The 21,937-nt window shown below is 64.0% G+C and carries 18 protein-coding genes; 8 read left to right on the forward strand and 10 right to left on the reverse strand.

Annotated features, from left to right (window positions below):
- Nucleotides 1-133: 133 nt before the first annotated feature.
- The 4 genes from ACVCNR_RS12155 to ubiT form a co-directional block, all read right to left on the reverse strand.
- Complete coding sequence (locus tag ACVCNR_RS12155; protein WP_354194794.1) at nt 134-694, reverse strand: DUF488 domain-containing protein; 561 nt, start codon at nt 692-694, stop codon at nt 134-136.
- A gap of 131 nt (nt 695-825) precedes the next feature.
- Nucleotides 826-1,725: a ubiquinone anaerobic biosynthesis protein UbiV gene (gene ubiV / locus ACVCNR_RS12160; protein ID WP_447074995.1), complete on the reverse strand. Its 900-nt coding sequence runs from the start codon at nt 1,723-1,725 to the stop codon at nt 826-828.
- Nucleotides 1,726-1,728: 3 nt separating this feature from the next.
- Nucleotides 1,729-2,712: a ubiquinone anaerobic biosynthesis protein UbiU gene (ubiU, locus tag ACVCNR_RS12165; protein ID WP_435521559.1), complete on the reverse strand. Its 984-nt coding sequence runs from the start codon at nt 2,710-2,712 to the stop codon at nt 1,729-1,731.
- Nucleotides 2,713-2,726: 14 nt separating this feature from the next.
- Nucleotides 2,727-3,278, reverse strand: coding sequence for a ubiquinone anaerobic biosynthesis accessory factor UbiT (gene ubiT / locus ACVCNR_RS12170; RefSeq protein WP_286693509.1), 552 nt, complete (start codon nt 3,276-3,278; stop codon nt 2,727-2,729).
- Nucleotides 3,279-3,468: 190 nt separating this feature from the next.
- Here ubiT and ACVCNR_RS12175 point away from each other — a divergent pair, with 190 nt between their 5' ends.
- From ACVCNR_RS12175 to ACVCNR_RS12185, 3 genes are all read left to right on the forward strand, one after another.
- Nucleotides 3,469-3,750 carry a DUF6455 family protein gene (locus tag ACVCNR_RS12175; protein WP_447074996.1) on the forward strand — a complete coding sequence of 94 codons (282 nt, stop codon included), beginning with the start codon at nt 3,469-3,471 and terminating at the stop codon, nt 3,748-3,750.
- Nucleotides 3,751-3,862: 112 nt separating this feature from the next.
- Nucleotides 3,863-5,380 carry a UbiD family decarboxylase gene (locus tag ACVCNR_RS12180; protein WP_447074997.1) on the forward strand — a complete coding sequence of 506 codons (1,518 nt, stop codon included), beginning with the start codon at nt 3,863-3,865 and terminating at the stop codon, nt 5,378-5,380.
- Nucleotides 5,365-6,015 (forward strand): UbiX family flavin prenyltransferase, encoded by a 651-nt coding sequence (locus ACVCNR_RS12185; RefSeq protein ID WP_354194804.1) that lies wholly within the window; start codon nt 5,365-5,367, stop codon nt 6,013-6,015. The genes ACVCNR_RS12180 and ACVCNR_RS12185 overlap by 16 nt, the downstream gene beginning before the upstream one ends.
- Here the strand turns inward: ACVCNR_RS12185 and ACVCNR_RS12190 are convergent.
- The gene (locus ACVCNR_RS12190; protein ID WP_447074998.1) at nt 5,966-6,736 is read right to left on the reverse strand and encodes an SDR family oxidoreductase; all 771 of its coding nucleotides are present in this window, start codon (nt 6,734-6,736) and stop codon (nt 5,966-5,968) included. The two genes, ACVCNR_RS12185 and ACVCNR_RS12190, sit on opposite strands and share 50 nt — an antisense overlap.
- A gap of 148 nt (nt 6,737-6,884) precedes the next feature.
- Entirely contained in the window at nt 6,885-7,994 is a 1,110-nt protein-coding gene (locus tag ACVCNR_RS12195) for a hypothetical protein (RefSeq protein WP_447074999.1), read from the reverse strand.
- A gap of 226 nt (nt 7,995-8,220) precedes the next feature.
- Here ACVCNR_RS12195 and galE point away from each other — a divergent pair, with 226 nt between their 5' ends.
- Entirely contained in the window at nt 8,221-9,216 is a 996-nt protein-coding gene (galE, locus tag ACVCNR_RS12200; protein WP_354194810.1) for a UDP-glucose 4-epimerase GalE, read from the forward strand.
- Between the two features lie 135 nt (nt 9,217-9,351).
- Nucleotides 9,352-11,277 (forward strand): GumC family protein, encoded by a 1,926-nt coding sequence (locus ACVCNR_RS12205; RefSeq protein ID WP_447075000.1) that lies wholly within the window; start codon nt 9,352-9,354, stop codon nt 11,275-11,277.
- A 315-nt stretch (nt 11,278-11,592) separates the two neighbouring features.
- Here the strand turns inward: ACVCNR_RS12205 and ACVCNR_RS12210 are convergent, their stop codons facing one another.
- Nucleotides 11,593-13,119 carry an acyltransferase family protein gene (locus ACVCNR_RS12210; protein WP_447075001.1) on the reverse strand — a complete coding sequence of 509 codons (1,527 nt, stop codon included), beginning with the start codon at nt 13,117-13,119 and terminating at the stop codon, nt 11,593-11,595.
- 61 nt (nt 13,120-13,180) lie between these two features.
- On the opposite strand from ACVCNR_RS12210, the gene ACVCNR_RS12215 reads away from it, so the two are divergent.
- Nucleotides 13,181-14,245 carry an acyltransferase family protein gene (locus ACVCNR_RS12215; RefSeq protein WP_354194816.1) on the forward strand — a complete coding sequence of 355 codons (1,065 nt, stop codon included), beginning with the start codon at nt 13,181-13,183 and terminating at the stop codon, nt 14,243-14,245.
- Between the two features lie 37 nt (nt 14,246-14,282).
- On the opposite strand, the gene ACVCNR_RS12220 is transcribed toward ACVCNR_RS12215, so the two are convergent.
- The 3 genes from ACVCNR_RS12220 to ACVCNR_RS12230 all read right to left on the reverse strand — a co-directional run bounded on the left by ACVCNR_RS12220 (nt 14,283) and on the right by ACVCNR_RS12230 (nt 19,023).
- On the reverse strand, nt 14,283-16,619 hold the full coding sequence (locus ACVCNR_RS12220) for a DUF2793 domain-containing protein (RefSeq protein ID WP_447075002.1): 2,337 nt from the start codon (nt 16,617-16,619) through the stop codon (nt 14,283-14,285).
- Between the two features lie 159 nt (nt 16,620-16,778).
- The gene (locus tag ACVCNR_RS12225) at nt 16,779-17,606 is read right to left on the reverse strand and encodes an FkbM family methyltransferase (RefSeq protein WP_447075003.1); all 828 of its coding nucleotides are present in this window, start codon (nt 17,604-17,606) and stop codon (nt 16,779-16,781) included.
- 43 nt (nt 17,607-17,649) lie between these two features.
- Complete coding sequence (locus ACVCNR_RS12230; RefSeq protein WP_447075004.1) at nt 17,650-19,023, reverse strand: oligosaccharide flippase family protein; 1,374 nt, start codon at nt 19,021-19,023, stop codon at nt 17,650-17,652.
- A 164-nt stretch (nt 19,024-19,187) separates the two neighbouring features.
- Here ACVCNR_RS12230 and ACVCNR_RS12235 point away from each other — a divergent pair, with 164 nt between their 5' ends.
- Both ACVCNR_RS12235 and ACVCNR_RS12240 read left to right on the forward strand, forming a co-directional pair.
- Complete coding sequence (locus tag ACVCNR_RS12235; RefSeq protein ID WP_447075005.1) at nt 19,188-20,597, forward strand: VpsF family polysaccharide biosynthesis protein; 1,410 nt, start codon at nt 19,188-19,190, stop codon at nt 20,595-20,597.
- A 99-nt stretch (nt 20,598-20,696) separates the two neighbouring features.
- A complete protein-coding gene (locus tag ACVCNR_RS12240; RefSeq protein WP_354194828.1) occupies nt 20,697-21,815 on the forward strand; it encodes an acyltransferase family protein in 1,119 nt (372 codons plus the stop codon).
- Nucleotides 21,816-21,937 lie beyond the last annotated feature (122 nt).

Consider the following 21,937-nt stretch of genomic DNA (forward strand, 5'->3'; position numbering starts at 1 on the left):
CTCGCATTTCAGCCGGGCGGTTCGCTTAAAAATACATTCCAAATATATCTTTTTGGCCGGAAGGCGCAAGGCCAAACGGCTTGGGCGCGCCGAAACGATCCGGGACGGCGAAGCGGTGGGAAAATGAGGGAGGCTAGCTGGCCGGATAGGTGATCCGCAGCCCTTCGACATGCGCGAACGGGGTGAGCTTATGCGGCCGCCAGCTCGTTGCCGACAATATGTCGATCACCGTGATGCCGCGCAGGGTCAGCGCATCGGCGATCAGCGACCGGTGGCAGCGCCATGGCACGGCTTCCGCGCACATGATCGCCACCCGCTTGTCGTGGCCGAGGCGGACGAGCGCGTCGACCGCCTCGGCGAAGGCAGCGGTCTGCATGTAGTCGGCATAGCCGCGGAAGCTCTCGTTGCGCCAGCCGGCATTGGGCGAATCCTTGCGGGGGTGCCGAAGGCCGCCGAGCGCCGGCATGGCGACATAGGCGATGCCGCTTTGCGCCAGCGCCGGGCCGAGCGCATCGGCATTGAACTGCGGATTGTGGCGGGAGCGCGGGACGGTGCGGACATCTGCGAGGCGTTCGACCCCGTATGTCCGCAACAGGTCGACGAATTGCCCGATCGGCAGCACGGAATGGCCGACGGTGAAGACCGTGCCCGCATCCCAGTGGGGAGGAGGTTCTTCGGAACGGTTTGCGTCCATGGCCAGAGACCTCGCGGAAGCGGCTGTCGGCAGATCGCGCAGCACAGCCCGTATCGGGGGAAATGTCCATGCCCTGCGGTGCGGCAAGCGCTATCCGAGCTCAGCGATGCGGCCCCGGTCCCGCTGAAACCTCATGCCGGCATGGCCGGTTGCGCGCCGGCCTTGCCATGGGCATAGCCGTCCACGAGTCGTCCCGGCAGGTCGAGGCACGAAAGCAGGAAGCGGGCGCCATCCGCGTCCTGGGTGCCGTCGAGCAGGGAGCGGTAGATGTGCGCCACCTCCACCATGTTGCAGTCATGTGGCGACAGCCTGAGCCGCCTTATGCCGTGGCGCAGGAGCGTCGCCGGCTCGAACAGCGCAGCATGCACCTCGGTCGACAGCGTCTGCACGCCGTTGATGGCCAGGAAGGACTGGTCGTCGAGCGTGTCGACAGCCAGCCCGTCGGGATCCTGCTCGCAGGTGAACTGGCACGAATCCTTGTGCAGCCCGTGGAGCCGTGCGTGGTAGCAGCGTCCGGACAGCGCCAGCGGCAGGCGGCCGAAGGCGAACAGCTCGAACTCGGCCTCGGGGCAGGCGCCGGCGATAGTGCCCACCGTGTTGAGCGACAATTCCACCGGCGGGCAGATGGTGATGGCGCCGTGGCGCATGAGGAAACGCGCCGTCGCCTCGTTGTAGACGTTGAGGAACGGGCCGGTGACGAAGGGCCTGCCGCTGCGGGCGGGCAGGGCGGTGATGTCGTTGATCTCGACGACACGCCCGTCCGCGCACAATTCGGCGATGGCCTTGCGTTCGCGCACCGTGGCCGGTGCCGCCAGCGTGGAAAGCACCACCTCCTTGCCGCCGCGCTCCAGCCTTTCGATGATCTCGGGCCAGACGGGATCGGAAAACGGCATGCGCTTGCCGCAGACGACCTCGCCGACATGAACGCGCTCCAGCGCCGTTTCGTCGGCAATGCGGAAATAGAAGTTGCGCAGCCGTTCCGCCGGCCAGTGGAAGAACAGCGGTCCGAGCGTCAGGGCGACCCGTGCCATGGCCTATCTCCAGATCTTGCGGTAGGCGCCGGTGGTCTGGCGTCCGCCTTCGGACAGGCCGGCGAGGATGTTGTCGATCTCGGTCGCGTCATGGCCCTGCTCGGCGGCATCGACCGCTTTCCTGAAAGCGCGCACCACCTCGGTGACGTAGCCCTTGCCCCGCTGGCGCCCCTCGATCTTCAGCGCGGTGACGCCGGCGGCCTTGAACGCCACGATCATGCTGCCGGCATTGAGGCTGACCGGGTCCTCGAACAGGTAGCCGGCCTTGTCCCCCGCCTTGAACCTGCCCTTGCACAGCGTCGGATAGCCGGCCGGCTCGCCGGGCGCGTAGCGGTCGATGGTGAAGCCGGCGAGCCGCGCGGCGGTGCCTTCGCGATCCTCGTCATAGCTCACCATCTCGGGCGGCGAGCAGACGCCGTTGAGATTGGGCGAGCGTCCGGCGGCGTAGGAGGAGAGGTAGCAGCGGCCCTCGATCATCACGCACAGCCCGCCGAACACGAAGGCCTCGGTCTCGACCTTGATGAGGCGGTTGAGAGCGGCGATCTCCTGCACCGACAGCACGCGCGGCAGCACCACGCGGCGCACATTGAAGGCGTCGGCATAGAAGCCTATCGATTCCGGCGTCGCCGCCGCGGCCTGCACGGACAGGTGCAGGCGGGTGCCGGGATGCTGTGTGGCCATGTGGTCGAGCACGGCGATGTCGGCGGCGATCACCGCATCGGCCCCGCAGGCCGCGGCCGTGTCGGCGGCCCTGCGCCACGGATCGGTATCGCCGGCGCGGGCGAAGGTGTTGATGGCGACCAGCACCTTGCTGCCATGGGCATGGGCGAAGCGGATGCCTTCGGCCATCTCCTGCGGCGAGAAATTGAGGCCGGGGAAATTGCGCGCATTGGTCTCGTCGCGGAAACCGCAATAGATCGAATCCGCTCCCGCCTGCACGGCGGCCCGTAGCGCCGAAGGCGTGCCGGCGGGGCAGACGAGCTCCATCCTGCCGCTTGTCGTCATGGTTGCGTCCTTTCACGCCGATGGGCGCCGGTGGCGATCTGGCGGGCGAACGACAGCCCGCCCAATATGCCCGAATCGGCGAGCCGGGCGGCCGCGCCGCTGAGGCCGAGCAGGTCGGAGGGCCGCAATTCGGCGTCCTCTATGGCGTTGCGCAGCGCCACCACCGCTTCGGTGCGGCCGCTGACGGAGATGGCGCGGTGGAAGAACAGCGCGTCGCCGTCCAGCGTGCCGTCGAGGATGCCGAGCAAGAGCAGGATCGGGCCGCGGATGACCACGTCGGAGGGAGCCGTGCCGCTCTTGCCGGTGGCGCGCACCAGCGCGGCGCGGCCGTCCGGCACGACATGGAAGGCAAAGGGCAGGTCGGTCGGATCGATGAGGAAACGCGCCTTGCCGAATTCGCCGAGCCGCTCGAAGGCCTCCGGCCGTCGCCGGGCGAGGGAACGCAACGCCTGGGTCAGCAACGGGCCGAGCGGCTGGCCGGAAAAGGCCGGCAGGAAGCGCCGGATCGGCTCGGGAAGGCTGACATCTTCGTTGGGGTTGAGCGCCATCGGCTCCTCCGGAGTACGGTGGGTTGGGCCGAACATAGGAAGGCGCCAGGCAAAGAAGTTTGCGCTGCATCAAACAGAAACGACTTTGGAGAGGTTTTTTCGCGGTTGCGGCCAAGCGGCACATCCCCCTGCGGCAGGTTGCGGTTTACACTTGCCCGCAAAATGTTCGATCCGGCGCAGGGAGGCAGTCATGTGTTCCGATGCACAGCGCTGGCCGCAGACGGACAGGGTCTGGCGCCAGTTCGATCTGTTCGATCTTGTCATGGAACGCACGCAGGTCGATCCCGTCCGGGCGGCCCGCAAGGAATCGGGCAAGGCCATTGCCCAGGCGCGCAATACATGCCTCGCCTGCCTGTGCCAGAAGCGGTGCCGGGCCCTTCTCGAGCATGACGAGCCGGGCGCCGTCATGGCCTTCTGTCCCAATGCCCGCTTTTTCGCCCAATGCCGGCGGAACCGGAAGCGCGCCGGGTAGGCTTCGGGGTTCGCGATGTGCTTCGGGCCGTCTTTGCGCGAGCGCAACGATGGACCGGACCCGGCATGGCATCAGCGGTGCGGGCCGCTGATGGCGGGCCCGGGACAATTGCATGCACCAGCGTAGCCTTCCTCACTTTCCGACCCTTGGCGTCTTCCTCGCCTATCTGAAGGAGCGGGACGACCTCGAAACCGTCACCGCCCCCGTTTCCATGCATCTGGAGGTCACCGAACTGCATCGCAGGGTGATCGCCGCCGGCGGGCCGGCCCTGCGGCTCATCGGCGCTCGGGACCGGGACGGTCATATGGCCAGGCTGCCGGTGGTGACCAACCTGTTCGGCACCACCCGGCGTGTCGCCTGGGGGCTGGGAACGGAGCCCGGGAACCTTGTCGAACTGGGCGAATTGCTGGCCTGGCTGCGGTCGCCGCAGCCGCCGCGCAACCTTGGCCAGGCGCGGCACCTCCTGCCCGCCGCCCGCAGCGCCTTGCAGGCGCGACCGAAGACGGTTTCCAGGCCACGGGAATGGCGCGAGACGGATGCGGATTTCTCGCTGCTGCCGGTCCAGACCTGCTGGCCGGGCGATGCCGGGCCGCTGATCACCTGGCCGGTGGTGGTGACCCGCCCGCCCGGCAAGGACGATCCTGCCGCCTACAATCTCGGCATCTACCGCATGCAGGTCATCGGCCGCGACCGCGCCATCATGCGCTGGCTGCCGATGCGCGGAGGCGCCGCCCACCACCGGCTGTGGCAGGCACGGGGCGAGGCGATGCCGGTGGCGGTGGTGATCGGGGCGGATCCCGCAACGCTGCTCGCCGCTGTCATGCCGGCGCCCGAAGGCGTGTCGGAACTGGCGCTTGCCGGCATGATCGGCGACAGGCGCGCCAGCCTGGCGCCTTGCAAGGACATAGGACTGCATGTGCCGGCGAGCGCCGAGATCGTGCTGGAGGGCACGGTTTCGCCAACCGAGACGGCGCTCGAAGGGCCATTCGGGGATCATACCGGCTATTACAATGCGGCCGAGCGCTATCCGGTGTTCACGCTGTCGCGCCTCCACATGCGCGACGACGCAAGCTATCTCACCACCTTCACCGGCCGCGCGCCGGACGAGCCGGCCGTGCTTGGGGAAGCCATGCTCGATGTCTTCAAGCCGCTGCTTCGCCAGCAGCTTCCGGAGATCGTGGACGTGTGGCTGCCGCCGGAGGCCTGCTCCTACAGGATGGCGGTGATCGCCATTGCCAAATCCTATCCGGGGCAGGCGCGGCGCGTCATGATGGGGTTCTGGTCTCTGTTGCCGCAATTCTCGATGACCAAGACCATCATCGTGGTCGATGACGACATCGACATCCGCTCCTGGCCGGACGTGATGTGGGCGCTGGCCACGCGCATGGACCCCTCGCGCGATCTTCTGGTGGCGGAGCGCACGCCGATCGACCAGCTCGATTTCGCCTCGCCGCTGGAAGGGCTGGGCGGCAAGATGGGGCTCGACGCCACCCGCAAGATCGGCGCCGAAACCAGCCGCGACTGGGGCGTGAAGCTGGAAATGGATGCGGAGGTCGCCCGGCGGGTCGCGGAACGCTGGCAGGAATTCTTTCCGGCAGGACAGGGGAGCGCGCCATGGCGGCACGGCTGATCGTCGGCGTTACCGGTGCCTCGGGCTCCGCGCTGGCGCTGGAGACGCTGCGCCAGCTCGGCGCGGCCGGTGTCGAGACGCATCTCGTGGTGACACCCGGCGCGCGCCTGACCGTCGCCCATGAGCTGGGCAGTGACGGCCTTGCCCGGCTGGGCGACGCGGCCGCGCATGTCCATTCGCCGCGCAATCTCGCCGCGCCCATCGCCAGCGGCTCGTTCCGCACTGCAGGCATGATCGTGGTGCCGTGCTCGATGCGCAGCCTGGCCGCCATGGCCCACGGGCTGGGCGACAATTTGCTGACGAGGGCGGCCGACGTGGTGCTGAAGGAGAAGCGCCGGCTGGTGGTGGCGCCGCGCGAGGCGCCGCTGCATGAAGGTCATCTCGAGGCCATGCTGAAGCTGGCTCGGCTGGGCGCTGTCATCGCCCCGCCGGTGCCGCCCTTCTATGCCCGCCCCGCCACCATGGACGATCTGGTGCGCGAGATCGCGGCCCGGCTGGTGCAATGGGCCGGCATCGATCCCGGCGATGAGATGACGCGCTGGGGCGACGGCGACATCGCCCCACGTGCCCCCGATGCAGAGGTTCCTAGTGGCTGCGGGTCGCCCCGCCGTCGACCCGGATCATCGATCCCGTGACATAGCTGGCCTGTTGCGAGCACAGGAACGCCACCACCGCGCCGAATTCCTCGGGCCGGCCGTAGCGGCCGGCCGGAATGGTCGCGCGGGCTTCGGCTTCGACCGCCGCCATGTCCTGTCCCGAATTTCGCGCCCTGATCGCGTCCAGTTGGGCCAGCCGGTCGGTGGCGATGCGGCCCGGCAGCACCATGTTGACGGTGACCGAATGGGCGGCGACTTCCGCCGCCAGGGTCTTGGACCAGCCGGCGATGGCGCCGCGCACACCGTTGGACAGCACAAGGCCGGGGATCGGCACCTCGATGCCGGACGAGCCGATGGTGACGATGCGGCCCCAGCCTGCGGCGACCATGCCGTCAAGCGCGGCATCGGTCAGCGCGAACATCGGCATCGCCATCGACTCGAAGGCCTTGCGCCAAGCTTCCCGGGTTTGGCCGCGGGCGGGCCCGGCAGGCGGGCCGCCGCAATTGTTGACCAGTATCTGCACCGGATCGGCGCGGATTTCGTCGCAGAAAGCGGCGACGGCGGCTTCGTCCGCGAGATCGAGGGCGCGGGCGCTCATCCGCGCCGCCACCTCGGGCGCTAGCCCGTCCGGCAGCGTGCCCGAGCGCGACAGGGCGATCACTACGGCCCCCTCCATCGCAAGGGCGACGGCACTCGCGCCGCCCAGTCCCTTGCTGGCGCCCACCACCACCGCGCGTTTGCCGGTAAGTCCAAAATCCATCGGTTCAACTCCTTCAGGCGGCATCGAGGCCGCGATATGTGGCCGGCCCCAGGGCATGTCGCCCGAAAGTGGGACCCGGTTTCGGGCGACATGCGTAAAAACGACAGCCTAAAGCGCAAGGAGCGAATCCGGAAGATCGCGACGAGCTTTAGGTGAAACGGCCGCCGATCAGCCGGCTCCATTCTTCTCCGGCCAGCCCGTTCAGGAAAGCTTGCCCGCTGGCCATCGCCCCGACAAGCCCGGCATCGCGCGAATGGACGATGGTCGTCGTGGCGGGAAGGAAGGCGATGCGCCGGGTCAACATCGCGGCCAGGAGCGCCGGCTGCGTGCGTCCCCGCAGGGCGGCGACGCCGTGTGCTGCGGCATGCCCGACGAGGCAGTCGATGACCGCGCCTTCCTGGCCGGGACGGGCAAGCACCTGCAGCACGCGCGCGATGCCGTGCGGCCTGGCATGGTAGGCGAAGGCCCCGACCGGGGACCCGCCCGCCGTCGTCACGCCGGCCAGCACGAATTCCCCGAGGTCGGGTTTTTGTCCGCCGTCGGCCAGCATTTGCTCAAGCGGGAGATCCGCCCAGCGCGGCCGCAGCGGAAAATGCGCCGTCAGCGGTTCCAGCATCTGCGCGAAGCCGGCATGATCGACCTCGTCGACGCGCAGGGCCGGCGGCGCAATTCCGCTCGATGCGGTGGCCGCCCAGCGCGTCTCCCCCGGCTTCAGCCTTTTGCGGTAGAGACGGTCGAAAGCGGAGGCCAGCGGCGTGAACAGGCGTGCCGGCCGGCAGTGCTGGCCGGCCATGCCGAGCGCAAAGGCGGCCGGCCGGATGACCCGGATCCAGTCGAGGCTGTATTGCGGCAGGATGGTGCCGCGCAGGCGCGTCCACATCTGGGTGGAGGTGCGGTTGGCCGTTTCGCTGAAGGACAGATCCTGCGGGCCCTCCAGAAAGGCCTTCATGAGCCGGGCGCCGGCCATCGGGTCGCGATTGCCCTTCTCGACCATGAACGAGCTGCATATGGCGGCCCGCAATCGCCGCTCGCCATGGATCATCGGCAACCCGTGCATGCCGATGAAGCCGGACACCTCGCCGGCATCGTCGGTGTGGACGAGCGAGGTGATGCCGTCGCCATGGGCGTCCAGGTAGAACTGCCCCAGATAGGCGGTGAGCGAGGCCGGTGCCGGTGCCTTTTCCTTGCGCAGGACGCGCTGGAGCATGTTGGCGATGACCGGAAGATCACGCTGCTCGAGAGGGCGGATGGCGCTCACCTTTTTTGCCTCCGGTGCGGCACGCCAAGCGAAAGCCCTTGGCTGCGGACGCTGGGACGGGAACCGGCCCGCCCAGATGCTCTCAACTACAAATGGAGCTATCAAGATCGGGTAAACGCGACCCCTCCACTTCGAACCAATTGCCGTTCCCATTTCGGCGGACTTTCCCCTCGCCCGCCAAGAGGCTATGCAGGCAGCAACGATACATAAAGGAGAGAGCAGCGGCATGGCAGTGCTTGTGACGGGAGGCGCCGGCTACATCGGCAGCCACATGGTGTGGGAACTGCTGGATGCGGGGGAGAAGGTCGTCGTCATCGACAATCTGTCGAAGGGGTTCGACTGGGCGGTGGCGCCGGAAGCCACGCTGGTCGAGGGCGACATCGCCGATACGGCGCTGATCGGCGGCCTCATCCGCGAGCACGGCATCGAGGCGATCATCCATTTCGCCGGTTCGATCGTGGTGCCGGAATCGGTCGCCGATCCGCTCGCCTACTATCAGAACAACACCTGCAAGACGCGCAGCCTGATCGAGGCGGCGGTGGAAGGCAAGGTCCGCCATTTCATCTTTTCCTCCACCGCCGCCGTCTATGGCGGGGCCGGCATCGAGCCGGTGCAGGAGAATGCGCGCCTGGAGCCGGAATCGCCCTATGGCCGCTCCAAGCTGATGAGCGAATGGATGCTGCGTGATGCCGCCGCCGCCCACGACCTGCGCTACACGGCGCTGCGCTACTTCAACGTGGCGGGAGCCGATCCCGGCGGCCGCACCGGCCAGTCGACGCCGGGCGCCACCCATCTCATCAAGGTGGCCTGCGAGACGGCGCTCGGCAAACGGCCCTTCATGCAGGTCTATGGCTCCGACTACCCGACGGCGGACGGCACCTGCGTGCGCGACTACATCCATGTCTCCGATCTGGCGCGCGCCCACCGGCTGGCCCTGCAGCGGCTGCGGGCGGGCGGCGACAGCCTGATCGCCAATTGCGGCTACGGCCACGGTTATTCGGTGCTGGAGGTGATCGAGGCGGTGCGCCGGGTGTTCGGCGGCGATTTCGACGTGCGCAGCGGGCCGCGCCGCGCCGGCGACGCGGCTTCCGTGGTGGCCAACTCCAACCTTGCCCGCAGCGAGCTGGGCTGGGCGCCGCAGCGTGACGACCTCGACCTCATCGTCGCCGACGCGCTTGGCTGGGAGCGGCGCTTGCAGACCATGAATTCCGCGCGCGGATGATCGGGGGCCGCCTTGTTCGGGCCATGACGATGGCTGATGGAGGATGCGCCGGCTTAACCTCATTTTAAGGCTGTTTGCGCATCACTTGTTTACCATCCGGCAAAGTGCCGGCATCGCCCCTGGGAGCCCGCGCGCATGGCTATTCTTTCAGGCAACCGGCCTGACCGCAAACCGGCGCCCGGCCGCCAGATCGATTCCACCATCGATCTCTATGGTCTTGGCGAGACGCTGCTGCGTCATCGCTGGACCATCCTGTTCTGCATCCTCGCCTTCGCCGGGCTGGCCTATTTCGCCCTGTCGACGATCGCGCCTCGCTACAGCGCGACGTCGCGCATCCTCATCGACCCGCGCGAGCAGCGCATCGTCCAGAACGAGATCGTCCAGCAGGGGCTGGGCGGCGACATGGCGCTGGTCGACAGCCAGATCGAGGTGATCACCTCCGAGACCGTGCTCGGCCGTGTCGTGAAGGAAACCGACCTCGCTTCGGATCCGGAATTCGTGAAGAACGCGGGCGGCGCGCGCAGCGCGGCCGATGTCGCGCTGGAGGGCCTGGCCCGTGCCACCGAAGTGACGCGCCGGGAAAACACCTATGTGATCGAGATCACCGTCACCACGAGGGAGGCCGCCAAGTCCGCCCGGCTGGCCAACGCCGTTGCCGCCGCCTATGTCGCCGACCAGATTTCATCGTCCGCCAAGTCCGTCCGCGACGTCAGTTCCGCCATACGCGGCCGCCTTGCCGAATTGCAGGCCCAGTTGAACGACGCCGAGGAACGCGTCGAGACGTTCAAGCGCGAGCACAATATATCGCAGACCGACGGACAGTTGCTCGGCGACCGCAGGCTGACCGACCTGAGCGCCCGCCAGTCGGAGGCGCTGGCCCGCGTCAACGAAACCGCCGCCCGATTGCAGGTTCTGGAGGAAGGCCTGCGCACGCGCGGCTATGTCGGCGCCACCGTCGCCGATGCCGGCAGCGCCATGGGCGCCCTGCGCACGCGACTGGCCGATGCCAGGCAGCGGCTGGCCGACCTCCAGAACGTGCTGGGGCCGCGCCATCCGCGCGTCACTGCCGCCATTCAGGAAGTGGCGCAGGCCGAAACGGCGATCCGCGAGGAAAGCGGCAGGCTGGTGGCCGCCGCGCGCGACGACAACAGGATCGCCGTCGATGCGCTGAACCAGATCAATCAGGCCTTGCAGCAGGCCAAGGACGCGTCCTTCTCCACCAACCAGGACCTGATCCGGCTGCGCGAGCTGGAGCGCGAGGCGCAGTCGATCCGGCTGGTCTACGAATCCTTCCTGGTGCGGGCGCAGGAGACGGCGCAGCAGGAAGGCATCACCGCGCGCACGGCGCGCGTCATCGCCGAGGCGGCGGTGCCCGCGTCCCCGTCGTTCCCGCCGCGCCTGCCGCTGCTGGTCGCGGCCACGCTGCTTGGCCTGTTCGTCGGCATCCTCGCGGCGATCCTCATCGATTTCTTCGCCGGTCTGCTCGGCCGCCGGCCGCAGTCCGCGCCGCTGGTTCCGAAGGCCGGCGCCGACACCGTGGTCGACGGCCTCGTCCTGGTGACGACGCTGGGCGACCCCAGAATGGCGCGGCGCGGCGCGCTGGATCTGGCGCAGGGCGCCCTGTCGCGCGGCCGCAGCGCGATCTTCGTCGATCTGGCTTCGGATGCGCCGAAATCCGACCCCGGCCTTGCCGAGATCGCGTTGGGCGAAGTCTCGGCCTTCGGTGCCGTCCACGCGGATCACGACAGCGGCCTGCACAGGCTCAATGCCGGCCGCTCCCCGGCCATCTCAAGGCTGTCGCGCCGCGCGGTCTGCAACGTGCTCGAGGCGGTCAGCGCCGAATATGACGACGTGGTGGTCAATATCGGCGAGCTCGAGACCGAGCACGACCTGCCGGCCCGCACGGTGGCGGAACTGACGCGCAACGCCGCGCTGGTGGTCAGGCACGGCCAGGCCGACCTGCGCGAGCAGCGCATGGCGCAGGCGCTCTCCAACGATGGCGCGGTGGCGGTGTCGCTCGTCGCGGCCGATCCCGACCAGCGCCTCGACGAGGTGGCGTGACCCGGCGTCATCGTCCGGTTTCGACATCGGCTTAAGCATGGCATCCGTCCCGTGCGGGAGGGGCGATGAACGGGCAGAAGCAACCTTATTCTTCTGCCGCGCCATGTCTCGATGACGAGGACCGGACAAACGTAGACGACCTATTCCTCGCCGCTCAACCCGCATTTCCTCATCGGCTTTCTGGCCAGGATCGTCATCAAGCTGTCGGTATATCCGCCGCTGGCGCCGGGATTGGCCTACCTGCTGGTCTTCACAGGTGCGGCCGGCTGACGACGACGGGCAGGCAAATTACTTGGCTGTTGCCGGGCTCGGCCTTTATTTGCTGCCGGCTGCCTGGGCGGCCATGGCCTTGCCCGGTTTCCGCTTGCCGCTCAGGGCGCGCAGCATCGGTTTCTCGATCAGGCCGTGGATCAGCAGGCTGGCAATGCACGCGGCCACGATGCTGGCCATGGCAATCAGGATCACCGTGAGGGTGCCTTCGGAACCGATGATGCGTCTCGCCAGAAACACCACGACGCCGATGACGAAGATGTGGGACAGGTAAAGCGAATAGGACGCGTCGCCAAGCTGTTCGAGCAGGCGCCAGTGCTTGAGCTTCGGTTCCAGGATGAGGCCGAGAAGAAGCAGGCCGGCTGCCCAGACGACTTGCCCGGCGAAGCTGATCTGCACCAGCAGCAGTGTTCCGTCATCGACGAATGCAAGCACGGCGCCCGCCAAGGCGGCGAAGCCGAGGATCCGGGCGCGTCGCGCATCATATGTGAGACGGCCGTTCAGGTGGAGCCAGCCTATCCACATGCCGACGACGAAGGCCAGCGGATTGGCGCCCAGATAGAATTGCAGCACCGGATCGGCGGGAGCGGTCAGCAACCCTGCCACCCACATCGCCACAAAGAACACGGTCAGCACCAACGCGCGCGAGGTAACGGCGAGAAAGGCGGCCAGCGCGAACAGGATATAGAAATAGACCTCGTAGTTGAGTGTCCAGCCGAGGGAGAGAAGCGGACTGGCTCCGCCTTTTTCCGGGGCTTCATGAACGATGAAGAAAAGCGACTGGAAAAAGTGCGACCAGGTGAAGACGGTTGTCTGGAAAAGGTTTGGCATCAGCGCTGCGGCCAGCGCGGCCATGCTTGTGAACAGCCAGTAGAGGGGAACGATGCGGATTGCCCGTCGCTTGAGGAAGGTGGGGGCGTGAAATGGCCCTTTCCCTGAAATATAGACCATTATGAAGCCGCTGATGATGAAGAACAGCACGACGCCGGCGTGGCCCGAAATCGGAATGATCAGCCTGTCGGTGCCGATCTGGTAGGAAAAGGAGTGCGCAACCAGCACCAGCAAGGCCGCGCAGGCCCGGAGATACTGGACGGAGTAGAGCTTCTTCACGTTCGTCTTCCGCGGTTGCAGGCGAATGGATCGCCGATTTTCGCCTTGCGCCGGGCCGGCAAGGAGCCTGGGAGCTGGTCGAGGTCCTTCCTGACTATCGGGCTGAAGACGACGGACATGCAAGATCGCCCGGGCAGGAGCTGGGGTGGTGCTTTGCGAAAGTCCATTTTTCTGTCCCGCCAACCCGTTGGACTGTCCGCTGGATAGCAGGCAATTGCAAAGAACTTGTAAGGAAACTTCAGATTGAAGCGCTTTCGGTTCGCTTCGGGAGCAGAGGCCCCATCCGCGGAGGCCTGCTGCCTGAAAGCCGAACTCGACTTGAGGTTTCCTGCCTGCAGGCCGCGTTAAGCCTTGGACCGGGCCACCAGTTCCCAATAGGTGCCGTTGTGCTGGAACTCCGCCGATCCCGACCAGCGCCTCGACGAGGTGGCGTGACCCCGGTTTCGACATCGGCATAAGCATGGTATCCGTCCTGGGCTGGAGGTTGCAGGGCCTTCCGAGGCCGTTGCGGGAGTGGGGGACGATGAGCGGGCAGAAGCAACTCTATTCGTTGCAGCAGGCGCGGGGCCTTGCGGCGATTGCTGTCGTCGCCTTCCATCTTTCGATCATGATGACCCTGCCGCGCTATCTCGGGCAGGAACTGTTCATGGACTACACCCGGCGCGGCAATCTCGGCGTCGACTTCTTCTTCGTTCTTTCGGGTTTCATCATCATCTTCGCCCATAGCCGTGACATCGATCACCCTGAACGGCTACGCAACTATCTAGCCCGCCGGTTCGTGCGTCTTTTTCCGGTGTATTGGCTTTACGTGGGCATATTCTGTGCCTTGGTGGCGATGGGTTTCGGCACGTCGGCGACCATACCGGACACTTTCGGCGGCTGGATTTCCACCATAGCGCTGGTCCGTCTGGACCGGTTCACCTTCCCCATCGCGCCGGCGTGGACGCTGGTTCACGAGTTGGCCTTCTATCTCGTTTTCGCGCTTCTCATCGTCGGAAAACGTCTGGGCATGGCGGTGTTCGGGCTGTGGATGGCAGCCTGCCTGCTGCTGCGCCCCTATCCCGATTACGATGACTGGACGTCGTGGACGACCTATTTCTCGCCGCTCAATCTCAATTTCCTCGTCGGCATGCTGGCCTTCTACGGCTGGAGGCACGGCCGGCCGGCAATCGTCAAGAGCATGTTTCCGGCCGGCCTGCTGCTTCTGGCCGCCGTCTATGTGCTCGAAAGCGGGGGGATGCCCTACAGCCAGTTGCAGATTGCCTACGCCGTCTCGTTCGGCCTGCTGATCGCCGGCGCGGCCGCGCTGGAAAGCGCCGGTCAGTGGCCCTCCAGGCTGCGGCTCCTCAATCTGATAGGTGATGCTTCCTATTCGATCTATCTCACCCATCTGGCGGTCATGGGACTACTGGGAAAAATCGCCATTAAAATTGCTGAATACCTGCCCATATCGCAGGAGCTGATTTTCCTGCTGGTGTTCGTCGGGACGATTGTCGGCGGTTGCCTGGCGCACCTGATTGTCGAGCGCCCTCTGATCACGGCGTGCCGCCGACGTGTTTCCTCCAAAAAACCAGCGCTCGCAACTTAGAGCGCTGGCTGCTTCTTCTGGTGGTTTCCGCTTGGGGTCAGACCGAGGACTGGGCGATCAGAACCCAATTGGTGCCGTTGTGCATGAACTCCGCAGATGCCGCGCGCGTAGGTGCGGCCAGCGTGGTGGAGCCTCCGCCGTATGCGATCGTCACGTTGAACGCACCCGTTGCGCCTGACGTGCGCGTGACCAGCACCCGATCACCTTTTCGACCCAATGCAGGCAGGGTCACAGCCCGGTTCGCTGTGATCGGTGAACTGTAGATGACCTGCTGGTCGGAGGCGACACGCAAGGTCACTGCGGCGTTGGCCGGCGTGGTGATGACGGGCACCATGTTCTTGAGCATACCGACGCCATAGACATGCCATGGCACGGTGAGGTCGGGCGGATAGATGGTGTCGATGCCGCCGGGCGTGCGGGACTTCCAGCGAACCCCGCCGATATAGTCGCCGTCGTCCGTAACACCCGCGGGATCGGGCGCCAGGATCGGTACATCCGCATAGGCGTTGTAAACTCCGGCAGCGGTGCCTCTGTAAAATCGTGTCATCCCTTGCACTGGCCCGACGCCGGCGGACCGTGGTGACGAGTAATCAGCGAGACTGACTGTCGATGAGGTATTGGATACGTTGATGCTTTTTTCCCCGTTCACGCTGGCGATGCCGATCTGATTGGTGGTGTCGTACATCCGGACCGAGTTGTAGTAGTAGGTGCCGGTAGCGATCCGCCACGCATTGGCCGTGGACGTGTTTTGCTGGGCAGACCAGATGCCCTGATAGACCGCAGTCGCAGAGGGGATGGCGTGGTCTAGTACCACGTTGTATCCGGGGAGGATCTGCCCGTTCCGGCTCAACAAATCCGCGTAGGGCTCCCAACCGGGCACCGGGGTGACTTTATCTTCTTGGGCGACGCGGATGCCGGTGTTCACCGTTACTGAGTTGACCCCGTTCACGATGCGCCGACAGTTTTTAATGGCGACATTGGCTTCAAAGTATACCGACAAGTCGAAGTCGCACGAGGAATAGAATTGGCCAATTCCGGACCACCGGAACGCCACGTTGTTCAGTTCGAGGAAACTGGAATTTCCAAATTCCATGCTGTCCACCATCTGGATCGGCGGCTCGGTGAGAAGGGTGTCCTCACCGATGTTGGAATTGACTACCATGACGTGAGCAGTCACCCCGACTTTCAGAGTGGAGTTTTCGGCGTGCCAATTCTCGATGGTGATGTTATAGCCGTCTATATACATTGAACCGTTGATGCACTGGCGGATCACACCGCCAAATGCACCACCGTACGTGAAAGGGCCGATTTCAATGGCTCTCGACTGGTCCGGCGGGAAATTCCCACACTCGATTATGAGACCGTCACCACCACCGGCAATTGCGAACTGAGCGACTTCGGGATCGGTAGAGTTGCTGTAGTACGGATTGATGATGCGCAGGTTATCGCTGTAGGCGCTTTCTGCGCGGTTCAGCACCTGAAGCATGAAGCGTCCGCCCACATTCTTGAATTCGAGATTGTTGCCAAAGGCGATAATGCCCTTCGCGTTGCCTAGTCCTGCTTCATCAAGGAAGCACACATTCTCCATGCCGCCCCCATAGTAAAATCCTCCATCACCCTCAGTGGAATTATCTGTGGTGTTGAACCCCATCATGAAGCCATTGGCATAGGAGGCCCCTGTGATCGTAATAAATCGAGTGCTTGGCCGAGTCAGGTCATAGCTGCTTGACTGCCCGTGCAGCATGATTCCGTAGGGGATGAACACAGAGGATCCCAGGCCGATTGCTTGCGGCGGCAGATAGACGTCGCGGATGTTTTGGCTAAAGGCCCAGTCCACCATCGCTTGAAGAGCGGCGCTGTCGTCCGACCAGTGGTCCGCCTTCATCCCGAAGATCCATGGCAACTGCATCATATCAAACATTTGCGCCTTCAGCCTGTGGCCGGCGCTGTCGACCCGGACGGTTCCGCCATTGTCGGAGGTTGTGGTGTCCGATGCGTCGAAGCAGAAGACGCAACCCCCGCCATCGTTCGGGCTCGTCCTGCCGGCACAGCGCCAGGATGCACCATCTGCAAGGCCATAGGTTGAGGTCGCGGCAAGCAGCGCCGTCACCGTTTCGAATACATTGCTCGGCGAGAGTTTCCAGCCGGAAGCATATTGCAGCATAAGCTGCCCGACCATCAGTTGCTGGCCGCTCGCCGGCGCGCCGGAATACACCCAGGCCCCTGCGGTACGTTCGGCGACCTGATTTTCCTTTCCGGCAAAGGCGCCGCTGGCGCCGGACGGTGCAATCAGATAGCGGTCGCCATTGGCGGGTGAAGCCGGCGGCGAAGAAATCACGGAAAGTACCGGATTCGCAAATGCAACTGTTGCCATGATGTGCACCTTGAAATTAATCCATATATAAGGGCTAGCATCGTGTTTGCATTGGATCAATTTAGCATTGTTGTTTCAGTTACATATTAGTGTTGGTCCAAGGATAATAAAAATATTGGAATTTCTATATCTGTAAAGAGAGAATTCATAGTAAAACTGTCATTTTTCATCAAGGGCTGCATGGGTGTCATACCAACCCGGAAGCCCGATATTCAGCCTTCTGCCGAAATGCCAGAGCATCCGATGCAGACCGGGAATGCGAAGGAGTGCAGACCCGCTGCCAAGCCATCGGTACTTTCTGAAAATAGCGCGATATTCATCCAACACGGCTTCATAGCCCATCCAGTTCTGCCGGATTTCATCGCCGAACGGGCCAGAAGAGTCGGCCGGGAAAGTGTATGAAAACGGCGTACCGTCCATGCGTTGGAACTGGTCGCGCATGCCGGGGATATATTCCTGTTGGACCGCTTTAAAGCGGTTGTAACCCAGCCCGCGCAAGCGATCGCATTCAGATACAACGTCCTGATAATCATCCTTCGACGATTCGATTGAGATGTATTTCGGCTTTTCCGGGAATTTGGCCAGCACCTCCAGAACATGCTGATCGGCTCCTTCGATGTCGATCTTCATGTAGAAGGGCATGCCGAACTTCTGGATCGTATCGGCAACATCGATGCGTTGCGCAGTGATCTTTTTTGATGAAGCCCCAGCCTTTTCGTTGCGTTCGACCCAATCTTTGTCAATCGTACCCCAAACCGAGCGCTCATTGACAAAGAACGTCACCGTATCTCCTGCAGAGGGAGGCGCCACCGCACCTTCCATGATGGTAAGCAATCCCGCTTCGATCTCCGCAGCAAATCTTGCACGGCAGGCATTGGCAAGTTCGGGGTTCGCCTCGAAGGCGACGACCTGAAAACCTTTGGCCAGATAGAAAGCTGTATCTTCGCCCTTGTGCAGGCCGAAATCGAAAATCAGGTTACGCTTCACGGCCTTCTCCATCATATCCATACGAAAACTGTAAGATCGCTTCTCACGAGTTTCTCTCCCAGATCGTGCTGCGGTTGTCTGTGTTCTTGGCGTCGGGGTCCAGAGGCACTTTTTCTTGGGGCAGTCTCGGAATCAGAACTGCCGCAAAGACGACATAGGCAACGAGTGCGATCAACCAGGCTATCGTTCGCGCTGCCACGATGCCCAGCGCGCCATGGTCCTGCAAAAGCCAGGTGCCGATGATGAAGGTGGCCGCCCAGCCGCCGGTGATGGTCAGCCCGGTCCACATATGGCCGGACGAGACCGGCACCTGTCCGAGCGGCAAGGCGCCGGCGATCACCGCGGCGGCGAATACCACGATCATGAACACCGGCCAGTCCCGCGCCGGGTCGAGCTTGAACAGCAGCAGGAACCAGTCGCCGAACAGCATCATCACCACGACGAAGCCGATGGCGATGGCGATGTTGGTGCCGATGCCCATGGCCAGTATGTTGCGCACCCGGCGCCGGTCCCGCTCGCCGAAACCGGTCGACAGCATGGGGATCAGCACCTGCACCACGATCTGCGGCGCGAACAGCAGCAGCGTCTCCAGTTGCATGGCGATGAAGTAAAGGCCGACCTGCTCCAGTCCGTCCGGCTTGTTGACGATGATGGTCGTGCAGACCCAGTTCACCGGCTCGTAGAGAATGCTGGCCAGCAGCGCCGGTATGGCGTAGCGCGTGATCATCGGCCATTGCGACAGCGCCCCCCGGAAGGTGAACCGGATGCCGCGTCTGCCGAGGCCGCGCATCATCGCCGGGGCGGCGATCAGGCTGCCTGCCAGATAGCCGAGGCCGAGCGCGACGAAGCCGCCCGTCAGGCCGTGGAAATAGAGCCCGGTCGGCACCGAGATGATCATCAGCAGGCCCATGATCATGTCGAGCCGCGCGGTCGTCCTGAACTCCTGGAGCCCTCTCAGCACGGCCGACAGCACGTTGTTGAGGGCGCTGACGACGATGATCGGGGCGATGACGCGCAGGTAGAAGCCGAGTTCCGGCTGCTTCAGGACCCGCGTGGCGATGTCGTCCGCGAACAGGTAGATCGCCACGGCCAGCGCCGTGCCGGAAGCGCCGACCAGAAGCACGGCCATGCCGGCCAGCCGCCCGGCCGTGGCGGGATCGGTGCCGGCATAGGCGGCGATGTTGCGCGTCGCCATCAGGCTGACGCCGCTGGTGGCCAGCAGGCTGGCGGAAACCAGCGTGCCATAGGTGACGGCGAACTTGCCGACGGATTCGATGCCGAACCAGTGGGAGATCAGGATGGTGGTGATCATCGGCGTGAGCCGCAGCACCACGGTGCCGAGCGTCGACCAGATCAGCCCGAAGCCGAACGTCCTGATATCGGCCGACTGGCTGATCAGTTTCCTCAGTGGCCGCATCGATCCCCGTTCCTGCCCGCAGCGTGGTCTTCTCCGAAAAGTCCGCAACTTTTCGGGATCATGCTTTAGCACCAATATATGAGGCAGCGGTTAGCGTGTCCTTCATCGACTGGAAAGGTTAACGGCGCTAGAAGAGGGGCTGGACCCGGGCAGGCGGAGCGGAAATGACGGCGAGGTGGACCATCGGCGAAAGGGCGCTGGACCGTTCGCGGCCGGCCGTTCCGCAGCCGGCCACCCTTCAGCCTGGAAGCCGCGGCATCGTCGACCTGCTGTTCTTCCTTGGCGTGGTGGCGTTGCTGTCGCTGTCCGACTTCGCCCTGGAATTCTTCGGGCTGCCCTACAATTCTCCCGGCGGCTCGATCATCGTGAAGATCCATCCGGCCACCTATCTGTTTTCGGTGGCGCTCGGCCTGGCGGTGATCGCCAATCCCAATCCGGTCGGCTATCTGGCCAGCCTGCTGCTGCGGTGCATGGGCTCCACCTTTCTTCTGCTGGCCTGCATCCTGCTTTGGATATTCATCTCGCGCTACAAGGGCGACCAGCCGGCCTCGTTCCTCATCGATGCGATCATCGTGGCGGCCATCATCTACATGCTGTTTGCCGATGTGGGAGAAAGGACCCATCTCGCCATCGCGCGGGCCGTCCATGTTCTGATGATCACCAATTGCTGCCTGGCGATGATCGAAGGCGCGTCCGGATGGCGGCTTTTCCCCTTCGTGATGAGCGATACCGAACAGGTCTGGGAGTATCGTGCAACGGCGCTGCTGGGACATCCGCTGGGCGGTGCGCTGGCCACCGGCGTCTACGCCATCGTCCTGATGACGGTGAAGGACGTGCGCGGATTGAGCGAGCGCTGGCGGCTGCCGATCATTCTGCTGTGCATGGCGACCATGCCGTTCATCGGTTCGCGGGTCTCGTTCACGGTCGTCTACATGACGGCGGCGGCCGTTCTCGGGCTGCGGCTCCTGCGCTTCCTGCGCGGAGGGGCGGTGAGCCTGCGGGCTCTGGTGGCCGTTCTGGTGTTGTTGCCGCTTGTCGCCCTCGTCATCTTCGCCCTTTACCAGATGGGCGTGTTCGACAATTTCATCAATCGCTTCATCAACGACAAGGGCAGCGCCAACAGCCGCCTGAGGCTGTTTGAACTGTTCGACGGCATCGGCTTGATCAATATGCTGCTGGGTTACCGCATGGCCAGCCTGGAAACACAGGTGCGGCTGACCGGCCTTGCCGAAGGCATCGAGAATTCATGGGCTGGCCACGCGGTGCGCTACGGCGTCGTGATCACCGGCGTGCTGTGGTTCGGCATCGCCGCCTGGTTCGTCGACATGCTGCGCTCGGCTGGCCGCGGTGCGATCCTGCCCCTTGCCTATATATTCCTCATTCTTTCCACCACCGTGGGCATCAGCGGCAAGACCACCATGATGAGCGTTCCCGCCGTGATCATACTGGCATTGTCCGGCAGGAGCAGGAACGCGGCGCTCTCGCGGCTGCCCGCCGATGCCGGCAACGACGTGCTGTCGCGCATCGGGCGCGGCGTGCCGCTACCCGGCTCGGGCGGGGTTCGCCTTTCCTGACAAATTCGGCCCTTGGCTTGGTGTTGCATTAATGTTGGTGTGCTATGGCCAAAATTCTGTTGGCAGGAAAACCTTCCTGGGTTTGGACATGATTGTGAAATGACGCCAGCTTTCCAGACGATCCCGTCATTGAACGGAATTCGTGCCGCATCGGTGCTGCTCGTGATGCTGTCGCATGCCGGCTTCGGAGAGATCGTACCGGGAGGATTCGGTGTCACGGTGTTCTTCTTCCTGAGCGGCTATCTGATCACCACCTTGCTGGTGAATGAGTTCGGGCATACGGCAACGATTGACGTCAGGAATTTCTACATCCGGCGTTTCTTCCGGCTGTTTCCGCCTCTCGTGGTCACTCTGGCGATCGCGTATTCCCTCGTCGCTTCCGGTTTCCTGCCAGGCGGCATAACCTTGTACGGTGTCCTTTCCCAGCTTTTCTACTTCGCCAATTACTACGCGATGAATGCCGATATCGGTAAGGTAATGCCGGGGGGGACGGTTATCCTGTGGTCTCTGGCGATCGAGGAGCATTTCTACATCGTCTATCCTCTGGTGATGCTCGGGCTCCTGTCCAGGGGCGTCAGCGTGCGCCGCATCGGCCAGCTGTTCGTCGTCATCTGCGCCGTCGTGCTGTTGTGGAGGCTTTACCTTGCCTCGCAGCCGGGATTCCTGTCGGCACGCACTTATTTTGGAACGGATACGCGCATCGACTCCATATTGTTCGGAACCTTGCTTGCGCTGTGGCACAACCCCATGGCCAGGATCGCCGAAAAGGAGCGCATGTCCGTGGCCCAATGGGCCATCGTGGCCGCGGCGCTTGGTCTGTTGTTCGCCACGTTCCTTTTCCGGAGCGAATTTTTCCGGCAGACCACCCGCTATACCTTGCAAGGAATAGCTCTTTACCCGCTCTTCTATTTTGCGGTTCGGTATCACGACAATTTTGTGTTTCGTCATCTGAACTGGCAGTGGATCAGCAAGATTGGCATTTGGTCCTACGCCATCTATCTCATCCACTACGTCGCCATAATCTTCGTCGAGACACATTGGAGCGGGGCGGCCGGCCATCCGGTCATGGTGTTCCTGGTCGCCGCCGTTATCTCCATCTGCTATGCGATGTTCATCGACAAGTGGATCGATCCCTATTTCCGCTGGCGCGCCCGGCCTCGTCCGGCAGGGGGGCGTGGAAAAGACGCTTCGTCGGTTGCCGCGCAAACGGGGCATTGATTGCGGCGGCCTGTTGGTGATCCCGCCGAGTTCGGCACGCGAGCGTCCTTTAAGTCGAACTTAGCATTTCCCGCCCATTACTGGGGCCAGACGTGCCCTGCCAAGGTATCCGAGGCGGGCCC

This window comes from Aquamicrobium terrae, from assembly GCF_052978165.1.

What these genes read in the sequence shown, in the direction of transcription:
- ACVCNR_RS12155 (WP_354194794.1), bottom strand. Translation starts at nt 694, where the DNA reads ATGGACGCAAACCGTTCCGAAGAACCTCCTCCCCACTGGGATGCGGGC.
- ubiV (WP_447074995.1), bottom strand. Translation starts at nt 1,725, where the DNA reads ATGGCACGGGTCGCCCTGACGCTCGGACCGCTGTTCTTCCACTGGCCG.
- ubiU (WP_435521559.1), bottom strand. Translation starts at nt 2,712, where the DNA reads ATGGAGCTCGTCTGCCCCGCCGGCACGCCTTCGGCGCTACGGGCCGCC.
- ubiT (WP_286693509.1), bottom strand. Translation starts at nt 3,278, where the DNA reads ATGGCGCTCAACCCCAACGAAGATGTCAGCCTTCCCGAGCCGATCCGG.
- ACVCNR_RS12175 (WP_447074996.1), top strand. Translation starts at nt 3,469, where the DNA reads ATGTGTTCCGATGCACAGCGCTGGCCGCAGACGGACAGGGTCTGGCGC.
- ACVCNR_RS12180 (WP_447074997.1), top strand. Translation starts at nt 3,863, where the DNA reads ATGCACCAGCGTAGCCTTCCTCACTTTCCGACCCTTGGCGTCTTCCTC.
- ACVCNR_RS12185 (WP_354194804.1), top strand. Translation starts at nt 5,365, where the DNA reads ATGGCGGCACGGCTGATCGTCGGCGTTACCGGTGCCTCGGGCTCCGCG.
- ACVCNR_RS12190 (WP_447074998.1), bottom strand. Translation starts at nt 6,736, where the DNA reads ATGGATTTTGGACTTACCGGCAAACGCGCGGTGGTGGTGGGCGCCAGC.
- galE (WP_354194810.1), top strand. Translation starts at nt 8,221, where the DNA reads ATGGCAGTGCTTGTGACGGGAGGCGCCGGCTACATCGGCAGCCACATG.
- ACVCNR_RS12205 (WP_447075000.1), top strand. Translation starts at nt 9,352, where the DNA reads ATGGCTATTCTTTCAGGCAACCGGCCTGACCGCAAACCGGCGCCCGGC.
- ACVCNR_RS12210 (WP_447075001.1), bottom strand. Translation starts at nt 13,119, where the DNA reads ATGCTTATGCCGATGTCGAAACCGGGGTCACGCCACCTCGTCGAGGCG.
- ACVCNR_RS12215 (WP_354194816.1), top strand. Translation starts at nt 13,181, where the DNA reads ATGAGCGGGCAGAAGCAACTCTATTCGTTGCAGCAGGCGCGGGGCCTT.
- ACVCNR_RS12220 (WP_447075002.1), bottom strand. Translation starts at nt 16,619, where the DNA reads ATGGCAACAGTTGCATTTGCGAATCCGGTACTTTCCGTGATTTCTTCG.
- ACVCNR_RS12230 (WP_447075004.1), bottom strand. Translation starts at nt 19,023, where the DNA reads ATGCGGCCACTGAGGAAACTGATCAGCCAGTCGGCCGATATCAGGACG.
- ACVCNR_RS12235 (WP_447075005.1), top strand. Translation starts at nt 19,188, where the DNA reads ATGACGGCGAGGTGGACCATCGGCGAAAGGGCGCTGGACCGTTCGCGG.
- ACVCNR_RS12240 (WP_354194828.1), top strand. Translation starts at nt 20,697, where the DNA reads ATGACGCCAGCTTTCCAGACGATCCCGTCATTGAACGGAATTCGTGCC.